This is a genomic window from Vibrio sp. Hal054 (genome assembly GCF_037162405.1).
GTDB classification, from domain to species: domain Bacteria; phylum Pseudomonadota; class Gammaproteobacteria; order Enterobacterales; family Vibrionaceae; genus Vibrio; species Vibrio diazotrophicus.
In genome coordinates, this window is the sequence record NZ_JARLUT010000001.1 from 2123876 (window position 1) to 2143585 (window position 19710).

General features: G+C 45.1%; 17 protein-coding genes and 2 pseudogenes. 9 read left to right on the forward strand and 10 right to left on the reverse strand.

What is annotated here, in order from left to right; all coding sequences use genetic code 11:
• Nucleotides 1-89: 89 nt before the first annotated feature.
• Nucleotides 90-554, reverse strand: a complete 465-nt coding sequence (locus tag P4S58_RS09785) for an Lrp/AsnC family transcriptional regulator (protein ID WP_042490136.1) — start codon at nucleotides 552-554, stop codon at nucleotides 90-92.
• A gap of 119 nt (nucleotides 555-673) precedes the next feature.
• On the opposite strand from P4S58_RS09785, the gene P4S58_RS09790 reads away from it, so the two are divergent.
• Nucleotides 674-1741, forward strand: coding sequence for a PLP-dependent cysteine synthase family protein (locus P4S58_RS09790; RefSeq protein ID WP_337163827.1), 1068 nt, complete (start codon nucleotides 674-676; stop codon nucleotides 1739-1741).
• 97 nt (nucleotides 1742-1838) lie between these two features.
• On the forward strand, nucleotides 1839-2306 hold the full coding sequence (locus tag P4S58_RS09795) for an AraC family transcriptional regulator (RefSeq protein ID WP_102952850.1): 468 nt from the start codon (nucleotides 1839-1841) through the stop codon (nucleotides 2304-2306).
• Nucleotides 2307-2411: 105 nt separating this feature from the next.
• Here P4S58_RS09795 and P4S58_RS09800 read toward each other — a convergent pair whose 3' ends face one another.
• Entirely contained in the window at nucleotides 2412-2729 is a 318-nt protein-coding gene (locus P4S58_RS09800; RefSeq protein WP_042483479.1) for a DUF1244 domain-containing protein, read from the reverse strand.
• 138 nt (nucleotides 2730-2867) lie between these two features.
• Nucleotides 2868-3740 (reverse strand): Tim44 domain-containing protein, encoded by an 873-nt coding sequence (locus P4S58_RS09805; RefSeq protein ID WP_337163829.1) that lies wholly within the window; start codon nucleotides 3738-3740, stop codon nucleotides 2868-2870.
• Nucleotides 3741-4011: 271 nt separating this feature from the next.
• On the opposite strand from P4S58_RS09805, the gene P4S58_RS09810 reads away from it, so the two are divergent.
• From P4S58_RS09810 to P4S58_RS09820, 3 genes and pseudogenes are all read left to right on the forward strand, one after another.
• Nucleotides 4012-4608: a TetR/AcrR family transcriptional regulator gene (locus P4S58_RS09810; RefSeq protein WP_102952849.1), complete on the forward strand. Its 597-nt coding sequence runs from the start codon at nucleotides 4012-4014 to the stop codon at nucleotides 4606-4608.
• A 12-nt stretch (nucleotides 4609-4620) separates the two neighbouring features.
• Nucleotides 4621-6491: pseudogene (locus P4S58_RS09815) on the forward strand (MFS transporter).
• 249 nt (nucleotides 6492-6740) lie between these two features.
• Nucleotides 6741-7667, forward strand: a complete 927-nt coding sequence (locus P4S58_RS09820; protein ID WP_102952847.1) for a YeiH family protein — start codon at nucleotides 6741-6743, stop codon at nucleotides 7665-7667.
• Here P4S58_RS09820 and P4S58_RS09825 read toward each other — a convergent pair.
• The 7 genes and pseudogenes from P4S58_RS09825 to P4S58_RS09855 all read right to left on the reverse strand — a co-directional run bounded on the left by P4S58_RS09825 (nucleotide 7650) and on the right by P4S58_RS09855 (nucleotide 15232).
• Nucleotides 7650-7823: a hypothetical protein gene (locus P4S58_RS09825; RefSeq protein WP_180980399.1), complete on the reverse strand. Its 174-nt coding sequence runs from the start codon at nucleotides 7821-7823 to the stop codon at nucleotides 7650-7652. The two genes, P4S58_RS09820 and P4S58_RS09825, sit on opposite strands and share 18 nt — an antisense overlap.
• Nucleotides 7824-8014: 191 nt before the next feature.
• On the reverse strand, nucleotides 8015-9442 hold the full coding sequence (gene menE, locus P4S58_RS09830; protein WP_102952846.1) for an o-succinylbenzoate--CoA ligase: 1428 nt from the start codon (nucleotides 9440-9442) through the stop codon (nucleotides 8015-8017).
• Entirely contained in the window at nucleotides 9439-10434 is a 996-nt protein-coding gene (gene menC, locus P4S58_RS09835; RefSeq protein WP_337163832.1) for an o-succinylbenzoate synthase, read from the reverse strand. The genes menE and menC overlap by 4 nt, the downstream gene beginning before the upstream one ends.
• 109 nt (nucleotides 10435-10543) lie before the next feature.
• Entirely contained in the window at nucleotides 10544-11410 is an 867-nt protein-coding gene (gene menB, locus P4S58_RS09840) for a 1,4-dihydroxy-2-naphthoyl-CoA synthase (protein ID WP_042483502.1), read from the reverse strand.
• A pseudogene (menH, locus tag P4S58_RS09845) lies at nucleotides 11403-12226 on the reverse strand (2-succinyl-6-hydroxy-2,4-cyclohexadiene-1-carboxylate synthase). The gene menB and the pseudogene menH overlap by 8 nt, the downstream one beginning before the upstream one ends.
• On the reverse strand, nucleotides 12216-13928 hold the full coding sequence (gene menD / locus P4S58_RS09850; protein WP_337163835.1) for a 2-succinyl-5-enolpyruvyl-6-hydroxy-3-cyclohexene-1-carboxylic-acid synthase: 1713 nt from the start codon (nucleotides 13926-13928) through the stop codon (nucleotides 12216-12218). The pseudogene menH and the gene menD overlap by 11 nt, the downstream one beginning before the upstream one ends.
• The gene (locus P4S58_RS09855; RefSeq protein ID WP_337163837.1) at nucleotides 13925-15232 is read right to left on the reverse strand and encodes an isochorismate synthase; all 1308 of its coding nucleotides are present in this window, start codon (nucleotides 15230-15232) and stop codon (nucleotides 13925-13927) included. The genes menD and P4S58_RS09855 overlap by 4 nt, the downstream gene beginning before the upstream one ends.
• A gap of 215 nt (nucleotides 15233-15447) precedes the next feature.
• Between P4S58_RS09855 and P4S58_RS09860 the strand changes: the two genes are divergently transcribed.
• The 4 genes from P4S58_RS09860 (at nucleotide 15448) to P4S58_RS09875 (ending at nucleotide 19708) form a co-directional block, all read left to right on the forward strand.
• Nucleotides 15448-16662 (forward strand): pyridoxal phosphate-dependent aminotransferase, encoded by a 1215-nt coding sequence (locus P4S58_RS09860; RefSeq protein WP_337163838.1) that lies wholly within the window; start codon nucleotides 15448-15450, stop codon nucleotides 16660-16662.
• A 128-nt stretch (nucleotides 16663-16790) separates the two neighbouring features.
• Nucleotides 16791-17375, forward strand: coding sequence for a 5'-deoxynucleotidase (yfbR, locus tag P4S58_RS09865; RefSeq protein ID WP_102952840.1), 585 nt, complete (start codon nucleotides 16791-16793; stop codon nucleotides 17373-17375).
• Between the two features lie 129 nt (nucleotides 17376-17504).
• Complete coding sequence (locus P4S58_RS09870) at nucleotides 17505-18275, forward strand: substrate-binding periplasmic protein (RefSeq protein ID WP_237291894.1); 771 nt, start codon at nucleotides 17505-17507, stop codon at nucleotides 18273-18275.
• Nucleotides 18276-18358: 83 nt separating this feature from the next.
• The gene (locus P4S58_RS09875; RefSeq protein WP_042483526.1) at nucleotides 18359-19708 is read left to right on the forward strand and encodes an anti-phage deoxyguanosine triphosphatase; all 1350 of its coding nucleotides are present in this window, start codon (nucleotides 18359-18361) and stop codon (nucleotides 19706-19708) included.
• Nucleotides 19709-19710: the final 2 nt, after the last annotated feature.

Here is a 19710-nt window from a genome sequence, read left to right on the forward strand (position 1 = left end):
ACCGTTACTCAAAGCGTTTGGCGTGATGCTGGCCGTCATTCTGCTCATTGCTTGGATATTCGGTTAACTACCCTCTGTGTTGGCCAAGATTAATGACCTAACGGTAGCTCAGTGGTGTATTTCAACGATTCCATGGCAAATGTTGAAGTCACGTTGTTAAGGCCTGCAACACTGTTGACCAGTTTTTTATAGAACTGGTCATAGTCTTTCATGTCTTTGACCAGCACTTTCATCATGTAGTCGTACTCCCCCGCCATACGATAGAACTCCATCACTTCAGGGAATTCCTCCACGGTTGCGACAAACTTCCGATACCACTCATGGGAATGATCGCTGGTCTGAACCAAAACAAACACGGTAAAGCATAGGCCCAGTGATTCCGGATTCAGCAAAGCGACGCGCTTAGCAATGATGCCTGACTCTTCCAACTTCTTGAGACGTTTCCAACATGGCGTGGTCGTTAAGTTCACTGCTTCCGCCAAATCATTAAGAGAAACCGTACTGTCCTGCTGCAATATTGCCAATATTTTGCGATCAACCTTATCCAAAGCCATACAAAAACCCACTTAGAGAGAATTATTTTCTCCAAAATTAAACAAACACGAAAAAATTAGCAAAGTTTTTCTCCTGATAAATCGCTAGATTATGAATATAAACTTTAGGGAGAAAAAACATGTGTACCGACCATCAATGGATAAACAGCGCAATTCGAAAAATCGAAGCTGACTATCAACGTTCTGCTGACACTCATTTAATCAAACTTGATTTACCGTGTTTACAGGGCATTGATATATATCTGAAAGATGAAAGTACCCACCCAACTGGTTCCCTAAAGCACCGCCTTGCCCGCTCGCTGTTTCTCTACGCCATTTGTAACGGTTGGATTGGTCCAGAGACCCCAATTATCGAATCCTCTTCTGGCAGCACTGCTGTTTCAGAAGCGTACTTTGCTCGTTTGCTCGGTTTGCCTTTTATTGCAGTCATGCCTAAGTGCACGGCAATTAAAAAAATCGAACAAATTGAGTTTTACGGTGGTAAGGCACATTTAGTCGACCGTTCTGATCAGATCTATGCAGAATCACGCCGTTTAGCCGCAGAGCTGAATGGTCATTACATGGATCAGTTTACCTATGCTGAAAGAGCAACAGACTGGCGTGGTAACAGCAATATCGCAGATAGCATCTATAGCCAGATGAAAATGGAAGACCACCCAGTACCAGCTTGGATTGTGATGAGCCCGGGAACTGGCGGCACTTCCGCAACTATAGGGCGCTTTATTCGCTATCAACAATACGACACTAAATTGTGCGTTGTAGATCCGCAGAACTCGGTGTTCTTCGATTTCTATAAAACCCGTAACCCAGACATCAAACTAGATTGCGGCAGTAAAATTGAGGGCATAGGTCGCCCACGTGTAGAACCGAGTTTTATTCCCAATGTCGTCGATGAAATGCTTCAAATCCCCGACGCCGCAAGTGTCGCAACCGTTCACTGGTTAGAAAACATTCTTGGCAGAAAAGCCGGTGCATCAACCGGAACTAACCTCTACGGTGCATTGCAGCTTGCCTGTGAAATGAAACGTAAAGGTGAGACAGGATCTATTGTGACTTTGCTGTGTGACAGTGGCGAACGTTATCTTGATACCTATTACAACGCGGATTGGGTAGCGAAAAACATTGGCGATCTTTCTCCATACTTAGCAAAACTAGAAGTTTTCTCTAGAACCGGCAAACTGGAGTAATAACTTTCTCATAGCGTGAATTAAGAACCGAGAGACAGATTTATTGTCACTTTTCTTTTATAGTCTTGTTGAATAAAGAAAAGTCTGGAGAACCACAGTGCAAGTGCGAATTGTTGAATTTACGCCGAGAAAAGTAGCCATTTATACTCATCAAGGAGCCCCTGAGCAGTTGATGAACAGTGTAGAAAATTTCGTAGCATGGCGTAAAGAAACGGGGTTGTCCCCTATCGCAACCAGTGACACCTTCGGTATTCCATACAGTGATCCTAACGAAACGGACAACAAAAATTTTCGTTTTGATATCGCAGGGGGTGTCGAAGAAGACATTCCTGACAATCGTTTCGGTGTGGTTAACGGCATGCTGAAAGGTGGCAAATGTGCCGTACTAAGACACTACGGCAGTTTGGATCTGATCAGCCAAACAGTCTATAAACTGTATAAAAACTGGTTACCCACCAGCGGCGAACAACCAAGTGGTAAACCTTGTTTTTTCCATTACCTGAATATTGCTCCAGACACCGACAAAAACGCTTTGCAAACCGATGTTTACTTACCACTAAAGTAACCTAACCTGTATTGCTGCAAAGCTGAGAGACAATAAAGCCGCCATTGTATTTGTGCTGTTACTCAAGAACAGACAACACTGGCGGCTTTTTATTTGCTTAAGTTTCTATTTTTTCTGCTTTGCTTCAAACGCAGCGAGTTGCTCTGGTGTTGCTGGCAGTTGGTGATTTGCTTTCCACTCATCATAAGTCATGCCGTACACACGCTCACGGGCATCATCAATCGACAAGTCTGTCCCTGCACTTTCCGCTTCGGCTTGATACCACTTACAGAAGCAGTTTCGACAGAAACCAGCAAGTATCATTAAATCAATGTTTTGAACGTCTTTATTTTCATCTAGGTGCGCCAATAGACGACGAAACACTGCCGCATCAAGTTTGTCTTGTTCTTCTTGGCTTAGGTTTTTGTATTTGAATTCAGCCATGATATTTCCCTTTCTTGTTTGACTTTACCACTCAACATTACGTTGTCTGGTTAGATTGTTGCTTATCATGCCAATAAAAAAACGCCCAAGACAAGCTCGGGCGTTATATAAAAGCAATTTTGTGACTTAATTGATTGATTAAGCTTGAATACCAACAATCAACCAAGGTGCATTTGGCACTGTCAGGTCACGCTCTAGGTGCCAGATATCTTCGATATTCTCTTCGATACCTTCTACAGTGTCACGGTAGCGACCGCTAAACTGAAGGCTAAGTTGAGCTTTGTCTGCATCGTAGTCTGCGCGAACAATTTCAGCATCTACATACATTACGTCTGTGTGTTGCTCACCTTCCAGTTTCGCACGCTCTTCTTTCAGATCAGCGAATAGACTTGGAGATACATACTCTTCAATAGTTTCAAGCTGATTGAAGTTCCAAGCGCCTTGAAGAATACGGTAGTGTTCACGAGAGCCACTGATGAAAGCCGCTTGATCAAAACCCGGTGGGTAGTTGTGCGGTACATCACTTGTTGCTGTCGTACCGAAACCGCCCGCAGCTTGTGGCTGCTCAAAGTTATGTACGTTTGGTTGCTCATGCATGTTGCGGTTTACACCGCCGAAAGCTGGCTGCTGTTGATTCTGGTTCATGCTGCCCTGTTTTGCTGCCAGCATGCTGCGCAAGAACTTAAATGCGAAGTAAGCAATCAAACCCATGATAAGAATATCTAGGAACTGAATACCCTCAAACGCTCCGCCGAAGAACGCAGCTAATAAACCACCTGCTAGCAAACCACCTAACAGACCGCCCATCAGACCTTTTTTGCCTGAAGTTTGCGCAGCTTTAGACGTATCTTTGTTGACGGTACTTGTGTTTTGGCTTTGCTGCTTAGGAGCAGGAGCTGTTTTAAAACTCTTACCAAATGACTTACCGCCACCAAACTTTTTGGCTTCAGCTATCGGTGAGACAGCGACAGAAACCATCAGCAGTGCGATCAGCGAGAACAGACGTTTCATACTTATCCTTCACGTTATATTTGTACGAGGGTGCAATAGTGTTTATACCCAAACTCATTGGAGTGCAGTAAGGCGACTTGTGTAGCCAACACCGCTGCGGCTTCAATTAAGACGGGTTTACCTATATTTGTAACACATCATATCCACTTCACTCAGACAATAAAACGCTTTTACAGTGAGGACTTGTATCAGAATATTGCAAACCTAATGTTTGACGCCCCAGACCATGCTTATTAGAATATCGAACGTTGTTCATTATTCTATTCCGGCTATGGCGAGACGAAACGATCACACACGAGAGGAATTGATCACTCTCACACTCAGTTCCGTAAAGGAATTTTTAACTGCACATTCCTATCACGAACTCAGTTTGCGTAAAGTAGCAAACATGATTGGTTATGTACCAAGCACATTAGTCAATGTGTTCGGCAGCTATAACTTATTGTTACTTCATGTGGTTGCTCAGACTCTAGATGAACTGGCTCTGGAAGCTAATGAAGTGGTCAGCCAGTGTCACGACTCTGAACAAGCCCTCTACGAACTTGCCTATTGTTACCACGATTTCGCACAGAGAAACCCTCACCGTTGGCAACTTATATTCGAACATAAGATGAACGGTGAAGCTCTCCCAGAATGGCAAGCTGAACGCATTGATAACATGACCAGTATGCTGGAAGATTTGCTTACAATATTTGCACCGCAGCGTTCTCCTCGCGAAGTATTACAAGCAAGCCGTGTGCTTTGGGCTGGTGTGCATGGTATTACCTTGCTGAGCGTTGACGACAAATTTTTTGCAGACGAACCGATTGATGGCAAGAAGCTGATTCAGAATCTACTCTCTAACTACTTGAGTAAATGGTCACACTAATAAGGACATAGGATGTCACAACATCACACACCGTTGCTCAGTCAGCGACGTTTTCTTCCGTATTTTGTGACGCAGTTTTTTGGCGCTTTCAATGACAACATTTTCAAAAATGTTTTGCTGCTCTTCGTCGCCTTTTCAGGCAGTGCCATTCTGCCCATTTCAAGTCATCTGTTTATTAATTTAGCGGCAGGATTATTTATTCTTCCGTTTTTTCTTTTTCAGCTTCCGCTGGGGTGCTGGCGGATAAATATGAAAAATCTTGGTTTATCCGTAAGGTCAAACTGATTGAAATCGCCATTATGTGTTTGGGCGCAATCGGCTTTATTACTGAAAGCTACCTTGTATTGCTACTGATGCTGTTTTTGATGGGTACGCAATCTGCGTTCTTTGGCCCTGTAAAATATGCGTTGCTACCTCAACAACTTAAAGCCAACGAACTGGTGTCTGGTAATGCGCTGGTAGAGGCAGGAACTTTCCTTGCCATATTAATCGGTACAATTGGAGCAGGCGTTATCGCTTCGCTTGACCACGCCAAATACATTGCTGCAGGTTGTGTGGTTCTGTTTTCACTTTGTGGTTATCTGGCAAGCCGCTTCATACCACAAGCACCTGCGGGTAACCCGCACATTCATTTTACTTGGCGTCCTATCCGCCAGACTCGCCACACACTAGCCATTGCCAAAAGCGATCGCACCATATTGCTGTGTATTATGGCAATCAGCTGGTTTTGGTTCCTCGGCGCAACTTATTTAACTCAGTTTCCAAACTTCACTAAGCTCCATCTCAATGGCACTGAGAGTGCGGTTTCTTTCTTGCTTGCCCTATTTTCAGTAGGAATTGCTATCGGTTCATTAAGCTGTGACAAACTGTCAAATCACCGAATTGAAATTGGTATCGTACCTATCGGCAGCTTAGGCATTACCGTGTTCGGCTATTTGATGGCGACCAGCATTCCAGAATCACTGCCTATCTTTCATCAGTTTAGCGAGTTCGTTCTTTATCAGCCTCTCTGGCCTTTGTTCTGCTATTTACTGCTATTAGGCGCTTCTGGTGGTGTATTTATTGTGCCGCTTTATGCATTAATGCAACAACGCGCTCAAGAAACTCAACGAGCACAAGTTATCGCGGCGCTCAACATCTATAACTCGTTATTTATGGTTGGCAGCGCCATTCTTGGGATTGTGTGCTTGTCTGTATTAGAACTTTCTATAATCCAGCTATTTGTCGTTATCTCGGTGATCAACCTATTAACGTCGGTATTTGTGTTCTTACAAGTCCCTATATTTGCCGTCCGGTTTTTAGTTTGGGCACTGACCCATACTCTCTATCGTGTGAAACACAAAAATCTCAATCACATTCCAGAACACGGCGGTGCGTTGCTAGTCTGTAATCACGTTAGCTATATGGATGCTTTGCTCCTCAGTGCAGCCAGCCCTCGCCTGATTCGTTTTGTGATGGAAGAAGACTATGCAAACCTGCCTATGTTAAGAGGCTTTTTAAAGCGAGCAGGCGTGATCCCTATCTGCGCTCGCAACAGACGTTCCATACTCCGAGCGTTCAATGATGTTGAACAGGCTTTGAATGAAGGTCATCTGGTGTGTATTTTTCCGGAAGGCCGTTTGACGGCAGACGGTGAAATGAATGAGTTTATGCGAGGGTTAGACATCATCTTAAAACGCAGCCCTGTTCCAGTAATACCCTTAGCGTTGAAAGGATTGTGGGGCAGTTACTTTAGCCGATGTAAAGGTCGTGCCTGTAGAGGGTTGCCAAGTCGTTTCTGGTCACGCCTAGAAATAGAAGCCGGCCCGCCAGTAGCTTCAGAGCTTGCGTCCTCAGAGGTAATGTTCAAAAAGGTCGCTCAATTGCGCGGAGATTGGCAATAAGCTCTGCTTGTATCAAAAGATATTTTGTTGGAAGGCTTCTTTTAAGAAGCCTTCATTGCATCACCTAACACTGAAAACACCTCTTGTTCAGTTTATCTAAACATATGTTCAATACATTAAGATTTCCTGACCAACCGCTTCTCGTTACAATGCCCCACCAAACGGTTCAGAGCTCGCCGTTTAGCAAAATCGTGCTGAAAAGCGGGACTTAAAAACATTGTCTGTGAATGTTGTTGTAAGGTAGTCACTATGAACATCAAACCTATTCACCTTCCATTTTGGCTGGGTGGCGCACTTTGCCTTTCTCCTTGGATTACGTCTCCAAGCGCTTTGGTTATGGGTTTTTTGATTGCTTCCTTAGGCTGGGTTCCCGCGCACATTCCTATCGCAAAGCTCACCAAGAAACTGTTGGCTTACTCTATCGTTGGCTTAGGTTTTGGCATTCCTCTGCAACAAGCGTTAACTGTCACCAGTGACGGTATTGGCCTTATTCTGGCAACCATCTGCGGCACACTCGTTATTGGTACTTTTGTTGCCAAAGCAATGGGACTTGAGAAGAAAACAGGGCATTTAATCGCTTCTGGTACCGCAATTTGTGGCGGAAGTGCGATTGCTGCTGTCGCTCCAGCAATTAATGCCGATGATGACCAAACTGGCTTAGCTTTAGGCACTGTTTTTGTACTGAATTCTATCGCGCTGTTTATCTTTCCGATGATTGGGCACGCGTTATCACTCGACCAACATACGTTTGGTACTTGGGCAGCGATTGCAATTCATGATACTTCTTCTGTTGTTGGTGCCGCTTCAGCCTATGGTGAAGAAGCACTTAAAACAGCAACCACACTTAAGTTGGCGCGAGCGCTTTGGATTGTACCCGTAGCATTAGTGAGCGCTTGGTTGTTCAAGAGCCAATCGCGCAAACTGGCTATCCCTTACTTCATTCTTTTCTACTGTCTGGCAATTGGGTTCAGTGACTTATTTCCACAGTGGCAACAAATCTATCAAGGTGTGTTTTCGATTGCTAAACAAGCTCTGGTGATCTGTCTGTTTCTGATTGGTTGCAGTATTTCACCTGCACGGTTGAAAGCTTCTGGGCCTAAGCCGCTACTGTTTGGTGTGATTCTTTGGATTGCGATATCGGTGTCGTCTTTGGGCTGGTTACTTCTGACGGTTTAATGGCTCAGGCTTGGTGGTAAACGGTTTAACCGCAAGGCTGAATAATACAACTAATAAGAACGCACTCAGCTCCGCCACCGAGCGTACCCAGCCATTTTGTGTAAAAGCAATCAATAGTTGCAGTACGATGGTGACAATAAAAAGCCCTTTGAACATAACAGCCCCTTGAATATAGACACTATAGTCTTAAATTCTCAAAAATCTGGGTCTATTATGCTCATGAGTTATAAGAAGAGAAATTCTGTTTTGGACTAACTCATAACCGCAGCTTTTAACTTTCGGTTTTAAATTCACAAACGTTCGGTTACGAGTTCACAGACTCCCGATTTTCAGTTCACAAGTGCAGTTCATAGCGGTATGTATTGGTTCTGATTTTCCTTCAACCAATCTTTAACCGCTTTGCGAGAGACTTTTATTCCTGTTTCTAACAGTTCGTCCGGCATCTGAAAATACGCGACCGGCCATTTGAATTTTTCAAGTTTGTCACTGCATAACACATCGCCATCCGGCTTTTCGAACTGCTTTTGGCTGCGAATCACCGCCACCGGACGAGCGCCGTACTCTGCATCCGTTACCGGAACAACCATCGCAAGTTGAATATCTGGATGCTGGTTCAATACGCTTTCAATCTCTTCACAGTGAATGTTTTCTCCACCAGAGATAAATAAGTTGTCAGCACGACCAATAATCACTAATTCGTTACTGGCCCACTGACCCAAATCTTTACTGTCAAACCACCCTTGTTCATCCACTATCGGTGTCATTGAGCCCTGAAAGAAGTAACCCTGAGCAAGCGTATTTCCGCCGATATAAATACGTTCGCCTTCCAGTTTAACTTTCCTCTGAGAAAGTACCTTGCCAGTCGCAGCCGTTTCATCAACTCGTTTCGCTGTTACTGTGGAGGCGGCTTCCGTCATCCCATAACCGAGCCAGGTTTCTATTCCCAATGCCGCTGCCTGCTGGCTAAGCTGATGTGGAATATGGCTTCCTCCAAGCAACACATGGCTAAGAGTGAGTACCTGCTTACTATCCAACAAGCGCTTTAATTGTGTGGGTACTAAAGAAGCGTGAGTGACATCCTGGATATCTTGAACAAGCTCTCCCGTACCGATTTTCAAACAAGCTCCTGAGCTTAGCCAACGATAAACAATCGCTAATCCAGAAACATGGTACATGGGCAGGCTTAGCAACCAAGAATCACCGGCTTGAAAGCGTAATACTTCGAGTAACCCCTGCGCCGAGGCAAGATGCTGACTGTGATTATGGGCAACAGCTTTCGGTTTGCCTGTAGAGCCTGACGTAAAAATGATGCTGGCTAAGTTGTCAGCTTTGTATTGAGAGTGAAGCGAAACAGAATTAGTGTTGCAAAGATGATCGTCAAACTCGATGAAGGCTATTTTTCTCTCAATGTGTTGAAAGTCTTCCGCTCGGCATTGAGCGCTATCCGCTAACCACACATAAGCCGTTTGTGATGGTGTGTAGAGGGTATCTAGTTTGTCCGTCAGCTGAGAAATCGTTTGAGGCATCGCAAAAGCGCACACTACCCCAGATTGTTGGGCAGCCAAAAACCACATAAGCATCTGTATGTGATTCTTTCCTACTAAGGTGAATACTTCACCCGCTTTGATTCCCTTTGATAGTAGAGACGCTTGGTATTGGTCTACATGATGGCTAAGTTGCTGCCACGTCAACCGCTGCTCTCCACCTTGTGGGTCATAAAAGCAAAGTGCCACCTTATCTGGGTGACACTGTTGATAATGTTGCCAAGGGGTCATGCTGTCTCCGACGACCAGATAAGCTCTTGGTCTTCGAGATTCGCAACCGGAATGTTGCAATCCGGCCATGAGGTAACAAGCTGAGCCTTAAACAGCCCTATCGTATCTAGCCCCGGAATTTCTTCCGGCATCAGCCATTTAGACAAACGAGCTAACTGCGTTAGACCTAAACTTGATTCAATACTTGAACTGACCACTGCCTGAATTTTTAACGCCTTAGCTTTTTCAATCAATGTTTTGCAACGCTCGACAGAACCTATCAGCGTTGGCTTGATAACAATGGTTTTCGCCCCTACCAGTTGTTCAAGTTTGAACTCATCACTGCGAACCGCGTGTTGCAGGGTTTCATCCCACGCAATGCCAATACCGGTATCAATAGCAAAAGCCAGACTGTCACTTGGTGACATGCACGGCTCTTCAAGGTAAGCAATTCTGCTGCGTCTTGAAGGCGCGATATATTGGGCAAACTTAGCAGCTTTTTCTTTTGTCCAAGCTCGATTGGCATCCAAGCGGAGATAAAGGTCTGGCATAGATTCTAAGAATAGATTCACCAACATGCCGTCACGAATCGGTTCGTACAAACCCACTTTGATTTTCGCCACTTTTCTGCCTGACATATTGTTCAGCGTTGGAATGAGATCGTCTGGGTCACCAGTACAAAGCGGTGCCGCGTTATACTCACCCTCTTGTGGTAAACCACCAGCTAACTCTAATTCCGCCATAGATAACCCGAAGGCGACTGATGGAAACAGCTCATCGTAGCTCAGCGATTGTCCTTGAACCCAGAGTTCAAGCTGCTCTTTTGCTAACGCACCCGCTTCATCTGGCGTTTCGACACTGAATCCTTTTAAGGGCGCAATTTCCCCAAGCCCTACTTTTCCATCTTCACGAAGTTCAACAACAAAACCTTCGCGTACAGTCAGTTTCTCTTCACGAAGAATCACTCCGCTATCCATGGGTAATGCATAGCGGTACAGTTTTGCACTGCGCATATAAAACCTAATTTGTTGACTATGGGTCAGAGTAACGAGACTACTGACCCTAATTTCGTACGGCTAATAATTAAAAACTGTTAGCCATTAACCATAAGCGTCTGCAACATTAAGGGTTGCGAGGGAACTTGTTGAAGTCCGGACGACGTTTTTCATTAAACGCATTACGTCCTTCCTGCCCTTCGTCAGTCATGTAGAACAACATGGTTGCGTTACCCGCCAGCTCTTGAAGACCAGCTTGACCATCACAGTCTGCATTCAGTGCTGCTTTCAGACAACGAAGCGCCATAGGGCTGTGTTGCAGCACTTCACGACACCAACGTACCGTCTCTTTTTCAAGATCAGCCAGTGGAACAACAGTGTTGACTAAGCCCATATCCAACGCTTCCTGAGCGTTATAGAAACGGCAAAGGAACCAGATTTCGCGTGCTTTTTTCTGACCCACGATGCGAGCCATGTAAGAGGCACCCCAGCCGCCATCAAATGAACCCACTTTTGGCCCGGTTTGACCGAACTGCGCATTTTCTGCCGCGATAGTAAGATCACACATCATGTGCAGAACGTGACCACCGCCTACCGCCCAGCCCGCAACAGATGCGATCACAGGTTTTGGACAGGTACGAATTTGGCGTTGGAAGTCCAACACGTTTAGGTGGTGAGTGCCGGTGTCGTCTTTGTAACCGCCGTAGTCGCCACGAATCTTCTGGTCGCCACCAGAGCAGAATGCATCTTCACCTAAACCGGTAAGTATGATGACACCCACGCCTTCATCGTAACGCGCATCTGCCAACGCATTGATCATTTCTTTTACGGTTTGAGGGCGGAATGCGTTACGGACTTGAGGACGAGCGATGGTGATTTTCGCGATACCATCTTCAGATTTGTGGTAGTGAATATCTTCAAAACTACCGCTGCAATCATGCCACGCCACTGGTGCGTAAAGTTCTTCTTCTGAAATGCCTACTGTTTTAGCCATGGTGATTCCCAATATCGTTGCTTCTCACTTCTTTGTGGAGTGAGTCTATAAATCGCTGAATTGTCTTCGCAAAAGCACTTGGCTGTTCCTGATGAACATTGTGTCCTGCGCTTTCAATTTGACTGTAAGTCAGCCCGCTCTGTTCGGCGAGTTGACGAAATTTGTCATCGTTTGCTCCACACACATAAAGCACTGGCAACGAAAGTTGCTGCAATGCAGGTAGTAAGTATGGTTGATTTGCTAACGATGTCGATAACAGCATATTTGCTATCTCGTTCCCAAGATTAGCACTACGCTTTGTGATCAGAGTTTGTCTTTGCTCATCATTTAGTGAACTAAACACCGCTTGCCGATACCAATCGTTCAATACTTGCTCAATCGGTTCCATGCGAAATCTCTGCGCCCAATGGCTGTCATTTTCCCAGCGCGCTTTTTTTCTTGTTCATTCTGTAAACCAAAATTCCCACCTTCGATAACCAATCCAACAAGGTTGAGATTCGAAAACAGTTCAAGCGCAGCGCCTAACATCGCAATGCGACCACCCAATGAGTATCCAATCAAAATAATGGGTGTATTAGGTTCTAGTTGGGAAAGGATTGTGTGAGAAATTTGTCGGCAGCACTGAAAAAAATCAGCACAGGCATGCTCTTGACTTTGACCATGCCCGGGAAGGTCTATGGTGATCCAATTGCTGTTAGGAAGTTGTTCAATCGATGATTGCCAATCTTCGCCACTGCCCAGCAAACCATGCAAAAAGACCAGCACGGGCTCGCCTTCTTTGGTGGTTTGTTTAAAGCAAGAGTGACTATAAAGCATGAATCTGAGCGGTCAGTTGCTTGATTTGTGCTGAAGCTTGTTGAGGTGGCGTGATGACCTCCACCAGCAGACATCCCTCACCCGACTGCAAATGTTCCTGCACCAAAGAGCGATAGGCTTGAAGCGTCTCAGGTTGCGCATAGTGCAAACCAAATTGCGCTGCGGCGGCTTTAAAGTTCATGCCATGTGGCATCTGGTAAAGCGCTTCACGCTTCTCGGCGGGTACCGGAAGCAAATCGAATATCGCTCCACCATCATTATTGCAGACAACGATCACCAGCGGGTGTTTACTTGCGCGCACTAACGCCAACGAGTTGAGATCGTAAAGCAGTGATGTATCACCCAATATCATCAACATAGGTTTATCAATTGCGCGATGTACGCCAGCCGCTGTCGCAACAAGTCCATCAATACCAGACGCTCCACGATTTGAGTACACGTCACGTTGATCTATCACGCTGAACATATCCGCTAAACGCACAATCAAGCTGTTGCCCAAGAACAATGCTGCGTCCGTATCACCATCACTCAGTTCGAGTGCGACTGCGATTTCGGTTAAATGTTGCTGAGATAAATGCAAGTTCGCCAATTGTGAAATGGCCGTTGAATACGCTATTAGTGAATCCGCCCAGCCAGATTGCAGCGGCGTTAGCGCTGTCCACTGTTCTATGGCAGAAGCGCCCCAGTCAGAAATATCAGCGACCCAATGTTGCTGAGGAAGATGCGCAGGATTGTTTCTGTCCGAACTAGGGGAAACATAACCATATCGGCAATTTCTTTGGCTCACTTGTTCCGAAAGCCATTGATTTAAACGCTTGGAGACGATACGAGAGCCAAACTGAATGATTTGCTCACATTGATTAAGCTGAGTTTTTGCTGTGGCATTTTGCAGCCATAAATCAAAGTGTGCCCATTGACTGCTGATACCTGATTGAGGGTCACACAGCAGAGGCCAACCCAGCTTTTGGGCGAACCGCTTAGCCGCCAACGCCTCTTTTAAACTCACCGAGCCAACAATGACGACGCCTTTGTTACTCAATATGTCGTTAGAAATAAGAGAAAGCTGCGAAATGCTAAAGTGTCGTTGGCAATAAATTTGTTCAGATTGAGACCATTCACCAATCGTAGCGAGGTAATCCAGATACTGTGAATCGTCACCATTGGAATACAAAGGTTCAGGGAATGGGCAGTTAACATGGATGGCACTGCCCGCTTGCTCCTGCTGATAACAAGCATCATCAATCGTAGTCAACAGCCAGTTAAGTGAGACGCCAACATCAGGGCTGGGCAGGTAAAGCGCTTTTGTCACATGCGAAGAAAAAATGTCATGCTGCACAATTGCTTGGTTCGCGCCACAACCTACCAGTTCAACAGGACGGTCAGCAGTAAGCACGATCAGTTTTTCACCGGTTAGTTTTGCTTCTGCAATAGCAGGAAGTAAATTTGCTACCGCCGTGCCAGATGTGACGATAACTGCAACAGGCTTGTTGCTTGCTTTCGCTAAACCTAATGCAAGGAAACCAAGTCCGCGTTCATCATAGTGATTGTGAAGGTTTAACTTTGCGTTTGCGTCTGCTTCAAGTGTCAAAGGTGTAGAACGAGATCCCGGAGCCACGCAAACTTCAGTCACACCAAATCGCGATAACTCTTCTAAGATAACCTTGCTCCAAATTCGGTTCAGTACCGCTTGATCTTGGCTCATGAAGCCACTCCCAAAGGCAGCTTGTCTGAGATTAAACTCAGCAGCGTCGACATTTTCTTATCCAGTTCCTGCCACTCATGTTCTGCGACCGAACCGGGAACAATACCCGCACCGGCAAAAAGCTGAACTTCTTTTTCCAACACTAATGCACTGCGAATCGCGACACAAAACTCGGCTTTTTGATGGCTAAAGTAACCCATAGAACCTGCGTACCAACCACGCGCAAAAGGCTCGTTTTGGGTGATAAAATCCAACGCTTCTTTGCGAGGTAACCCAGCCACGGCGGCTGTCGGCTGCAACGCACTCAACAATTGAATGCCGTTAATACCTTGTTTCAGCTCAGCACGGATAGAACGTTTCAAATGTTGAACTTTGCGTAAGCGAACCAATCGGGCTTCCTCTTCAACAAACACTTGATGAGAATGCGGTTCTAAACGCTCAACAATATCATCCACAACTAACTGGTTTTCATTCAGATTTTTTGTATCTTGCGTTAACCAATTTGCCAGTTCTAAATCCTGACTGGCATTGTGACCCCGTCCAATTGTGCCAGCCAACGCTTCTGTCTGTAGTTCACTGCCTTGGCGGTAATACAAACGTTCCGGCGTAGAACCCATGAAACTGTGCTTTGTATCAATCGATAGCAGGAAGTGGAAGCTGTGATGATTCTGCGCATAGCTTGCTTTTAAAAGCTGAGCAGCACTTAAGTTGCTGTCTAGCTGCAAGCTTGTTTTTCGTGCCAGAACCACTTTTTTGAACTCTTTCTGCTCAATACCATGCAAGACTTTTTCTACAAGGTGATTCCAACCGTTTTCATCCGGTGTATGTGTTACATGCACAATCTCGCTTTGCAGCGTTCGAATTGGCGTAACGTCCACCAGCAGTTTGTTGAGCGTGGCTAATGTGCGGTGTTTTTCGTGGCTCACATTTGCAGCTAATGACCATTTATCGTCGAAACGGATTAACTCAATCTGTGGCAGAAAGAAAAAAGAAGCCATGCAGTAACGGTTCTTCTCCGTCCGCCCATCAAAAGAACGTCCGCCCCATACTCGCTGGCCTTCGCCCAGAATAGCGTAAGCAGGCTCTGGCTCAGTAAAGGTGTATAACTGCCCTAATGCGACCACTTCGTCACGAGTGTCTCGTGATTGCCAGTAAAACTTAGGGAAAATAGGTTGGGCTTCAAGCCAATCTATAAACGCGAATGGTGGCTTGTCTGCCAACTCTTGGACAAAACGAACATCGTTTTCTCTCGCGTTATTTACTTGCTCAATTAACTGAGCAACGGCTTGATAAAATTTAGACAAAACAACCTCGTAGTTAAGGAGATTTGGTATACCTTTGGCTACTCTATTGAGAGAACTTATTTAAATCAAGGTTATGCTCTATCTTTTACATCACTTCAACAAAATGACATTCAACTCACTCACCATAAAGCAGACTTTTTACAGATTTTTATTCTAAAAAACTTCTATTTGAGTTAGTTTAATAAAGAAATTCAACCATTCTCAGGAATAAAAAAATGCAAAATATCGGGATGTCGTCAAAACTCGATAATGTCTGCTACGACATTAGGGGTCCTGTACTCAAACATGCTAAGCGCATGGAGGAAGAGGGGCATAAAATACTGAAGCTAAATATCGGTAACCCGGCCCCATTTGGCTTCGACGCCCCAGACGAAATCTTGGTTGACGTGATCCGTAATATGCCGACTTCGCAAGGCTATTGTGATTCGAAAGGTATTTATTCCGCTCGTAAAGCTGTCGTTCAGCACTATCAGAAAAAAGGTATCCGCAGCCTAGACGTCGAAGACGTTTACTTAGGTAACGGCGTATCTGAACTGATCGTAATGGCGATGCAAGCCCTACTGAATAATGGCGACGAAATGTTAGTGCCAGCACCTGACTATCCGTTATGGACTGCTGCTGTGTCTCTTTCTGGTGGTACTGCGGTGCATTACATCTGTGATGAACAAGCAGACTGGTACCCAGATCTGGATGACATTAAAAAGAAAATCACACCAAAAACTCGTGGTATTGTTCTGATTAACCCGAACAACCCTACTGGTGCGGTTTACAGTCGCGATTTTCTGTTAGAAGTGATTGAAATTGCACGTCAGCATAAATTGATCATTTTCGCAGATGAAATCTACGACAAAGTCCTTTATGACGGTGCAACACATACTCCAGTAGCAAGTCTGACGGAAGATGTACTGGTTGTGACATTTAACGGTCTGTCTAAAGCTTACCGTGTTTGTGGTTTCCGCAGCGGCTGGATGTTCCTGACTGGTCCTAAGCATTATGCTAAGGGTTATATCGCAGGTCTTGAGATGCTCTCATCAATGCGTTTGTGTGCCAACGTTCCTATGCAACATGCAATCCAAACAGCACTGGGCGGTTATCAAAGTATCAATGAACTCATTCTTCCTGGTGGTCGCCTGTTAGAGCAGCGTGATAAAGCATGGGAAATGATCAACCAGATCCCTGGTGTTTCTTGTGTAAAACCAAAAGGCGCGATGTACTTGTTCCCGAAAATCGACACTAAGATGTACAACATCAAAGATGACCAAAAAATGGTGTTGGATTTCTTAGTTCAGGAAAAAGTACTGTTGGTTCAAGGTACTGGCTTTAACTGGCCAAAACCAGACCACTTCCGTATCGTAACGTTACCGCACGTTGAAGATTTGGAAGTCGCCATCGGACGCTTTGAACGCTTCCTAAGCACTTACAGTCAATAATTTGATGTTACAAATATCATATTCGAACCCTTAAGCGACAAGCCAAACGGTAAGAGTATTAGAATTAACGGGCTCTCTTCTGTACACTCAAGAGAGCCCGTTTTTTATGCTGAACAAGTTGGAATGTTATGCAAGAGAGTCATTTTTTCGCCCACCTCGCCCGAATGAAGCTGATTCAACGCTGGCCATTAATGCGTTCAATCTCTAAGGAAAATATCTCAGAGCACAGCCTGCAAGTGGCTTTTGTTGCTCATGCTTTGGCGGTAATCAAAAACAAAAAATTTGGTGGAAATCTCAATCCTGAGCGCATAGCCATTTTGGCGATGTACCACGATAGCAGCGAAGTATTAACTGGCGATTTGCCAACCCCAATCAAGTACTACAATCCAGATATCGCTAAAGAATACAAAAAGATAGAAGCAGCGGCAGAGAAACGTCTTCTGTCTATGTTGCCTGAAGAGTTCCATGAAGACTTCGCGCCTTTCTTAGTTTCAGAATCTTCACATCCGGATGATGCCGCTATCGTCAAACAAGCAGACTGTATCTGTGCTTATCTGAAATGCTTAGAAGAGCTGAGTGCGGGTAATCACGAATATGCGTTAGCGAAAAAGCGCTTAGACGTAACGTTGAAAGAGCGCTATTCGCAAGAAATGGAGTATTTTCTAAACACTTTCGCCCCAAGTTTTGAATTAACACTGGACGAAATTAGCTAGAACCCGTGTTGATATAAAAAGCATGTTTGAAGGATTCTTTAAACATGCTTATTCAATAGGACACTCCGCTCGAAAAAGCCAAACATCAAATATCGTCTATAATCATACCGTTAATAACGGAGATGCTTTATGTTTGGGTACTTCAAGCGCCTATTGATTTTAACTTCACTGATTCTTTCATGTTTCATCCCGCCGAGTTACGCCAATACGGTCAATTTATCCGCGATGGAGTGGCCTCCCTTCTATGGGAAAAATCTACCCGAAAATGGTTTTTTAGCTGCAATAACCAGAGAAGCTTTTCAGCGCTCGGGATACACACTAGAACTGACGTTTATGCCTTGGAAACGAGCCCTCAGCAGCGCACAGAATGGCCTAGTCGACGGCATTCTAGGGTTGTACTTCGCACAAGAAAGAGAGAAAACGCTTTCTTACTCTTTCAGTATTTATTCTAGTGAACAGGTGTTTATTAAAAAACGAAACCCACTGAATAAAACTGACTCATTCGATGATAATAAAAATCTCCTTATTGCCGTTCAGATAGGCACCCTGCAAGCCGATGACGCTCAAACCGAAGGGCTTAATTTATATCCGGCAAACTCTAATTTGGTTAGTTTGTCTATGCTAGTTAAGGAAAGAGTTGACCTTGCTTTGATGGCTCGGGAATATTTTCGCTTCATGCAAAATTCTGGATTAGAACCGAGCAATTCCTCCGAACATATAGAAATCCTCGATCCGCCATTTCGCACTTACGAAGTCTATAATGCATTTAGTCGCAAGTTATCTCGAAGTGATGAGCTGACTCAAGCATTCAACCAAGGCCTGTCATCTATGAAAGAAGATGGTACTTACAACGCCATACTGACACGGCTTGGTGTTTCAAATCTTCCTAATGAAAATTAAGGCACCAAAGTAATTTCGCGTTATCTCTGGACGAACACCGCTAAGTCACTATAAGTTATACAAACACCTTGTAGGAGTTATGAATGAAACCCTCTTTCGACCTCGCGGAAAACTACGAATGCAATGCTCTATGGCAAGAACGTAAGAACGACGAGCATAAAATTCGCCGTAATGATCACCGCAGCCCTTTCCAGCGAGACAGAGCACGCATACTCCACTCCGCCGCTTTTCGACGCCTGCAAGCAAAAACTCAGGTGCACGGTACCAGTCTCAATGACTTCCACCGCACTCGCCTGACTCACTCTTTGGAAGCCGCGCAAATTGGCACAGGCATCGTCGCCCAACTCAAACTGAAACAACCCGAATTCAGTGAGTTATTGGGCAGCGACACATTAATTGATTCACTTTGTTTAGCACACGATATTGGGCACCCACCTTATGGGCACGGTGGTGAAGTCGCCTTGAATTATATGATGCGTGAACATGGTGGTTTTGAAGGCAACGCTCAGACGTTCAGAATTGTCACCTGCTTAGAACCCTATACTGAACATCACGGAATGAACCTTGCACGACGTACTCTGCTCGGGTTATTGAAATATCCTGCCCTGCTGAGTGCAACCCGTGCAGAAAAAATACCGGAATCCGTTCCTCACCAGCGTCAGTTAAAAGCGAAAGACTGGTCACCAGCGAAAGGGGTTTATAACTGTGACAGCTTTGTTTTTGACTGGGTCTTAGAGCCTCTTGATGCTCATGACAGAGCACTGATTAGCCAAATGCGTGACGGAATACAGTCACCCTACCAACATCAGAAAACTCGCTTCAAGTCGCTCGATTGTTCCATTATGGAACTGGCGGATGACATTGCGTACGGTGTTCACGATTTAGAAGATGCGATTGTACTTGGTATGGTCACTCGTCAGCAGTGGAGTGAAGCGGCTGCCCAGTTGGAGAAATGTGGCGACCCTTGGTTTGGCGAGAATACAGGCAAGCTCAGTGATATGCTTTTTTCTGGCAAACACCATGTGCGCAAAGATGCTATAGGCGGCATAGTCAATGCCCTGCTTACCAGCATCAGCATTCAACCCGTTAATGCACCTTTCCATAGTGAACTGCTCGCTCTAAATGCTTACTTGGAACCTCACATGGCAACCGCTTTGGAAGTGCTTAAGCACTTTGTTAGCCAATATGTCATTCAAATACCTGAAGTGCAGCGTTTTGAGTATAAAGGGCAACAAATCATTATGGATATGTTTGAAGCTTTAGCCGCTGATCCAGAAAGATTGCTTCCATCCGCCACCAAGGAAAAATGGCTTAATGCAGAGCAAACATCAGGCGATGGGTTACGGGTCATTTGCGATTATATTTCTGCAATGACCGATGCTTATGCACAGCGTCTACATCAGCAGCTATTCTCTGCTCATACTCATTATTAGCA

Coding starts and splice junctions, on each gene's coding strand:
- P4S58_RS09785 (WP_042490136.1), bottom strand. CDS start 554: ATGGCTTTGGATAAGGTTGATCGCAAAATATTGGCAATATTGCAGCAG.
- P4S58_RS09790 (WP_337163827.1), top strand. CDS start 674: ATGTGTACCGACCATCAATGGATAAACAGCGCAATTCGAAAAATCGAA.
- P4S58_RS09800 (WP_042483479.1), bottom strand. CDS start 2,729: ATGGCTGAATTCAAATACAAAAACCTAAGCCAAGAAGAACAAGACAAA.
- P4S58_RS09805 (WP_337163829.1), bottom strand. CDS start 3,740: ATGAAACGTCTGTTCTCGCTGATCGCACTGCTGATGGTTTCTGTCGCT.
- P4S58_RS09810 (WP_102952849.1), top strand. CDS start 4,012: ATGGCGAGACGAAACGATCACACACGAGAGGAATTGATCACTCTCACA.
- P4S58_RS09820 (WP_102952847.1), top strand. CDS start 6,741: ATGAACATCAAACCTATTCACCTTCCATTTTGGCTGGGTGGCGCACTT.
- P4S58_RS09825 (WP_180980399.1), bottom strand. CDS start 7,823: ATGTTCAAAGGGCTTTTTATTGTCACCATCGTACTGCAACTATTGATT.
- menE (WP_102952846.1), bottom strand. CDS start 9,442: ATGACCCCTTGGCAACATTATCAACAGTGTCACCCAGATAAGGTGGCA.
- menC (WP_337163832.1), bottom strand. CDS start 10,434: ATGCGCAGTGCAAAACTGTACCGCTATGCATTACCCATGGATAGCGGA.
- menB (WP_042483502.1), bottom strand. CDS start 11,410: ATGGCTAAAACAGTAGGCATTTCAGAAGAAGAACTTTACGCACCAGTG.
- menD (WP_337163835.1), bottom strand. CDS start 13,928: ATGAGCCAAGATCAAGCGGTACTGAACCGAATTTGGAGCAAGGTTATC.
- P4S58_RS09860 (WP_337163838.1), top strand. CDS start 15,448: ATGCAAAATATCGGGATGTCGTCAAAACTCGATAATGTCTGCTACGAC.
- yfbR (WP_102952840.1), top strand. CDS start 16,791: ATGCAAGAGAGTCATTTTTTCGCCCACCTCGCCCGAATGAAGCTGATT.
- P4S58_RS09870 (WP_237291894.1), top strand. CDS start 17,505: ATGTTTGGGTACTTCAAGCGCCTATTGATTTTAACTTCACTGATTCTT.
- P4S58_RS09875 (WP_042483526.1), top strand. CDS start 18,359: ATGAAACCCTCTTTCGACCTCGCGGAAAACTACGAATGCAATGCTCTA.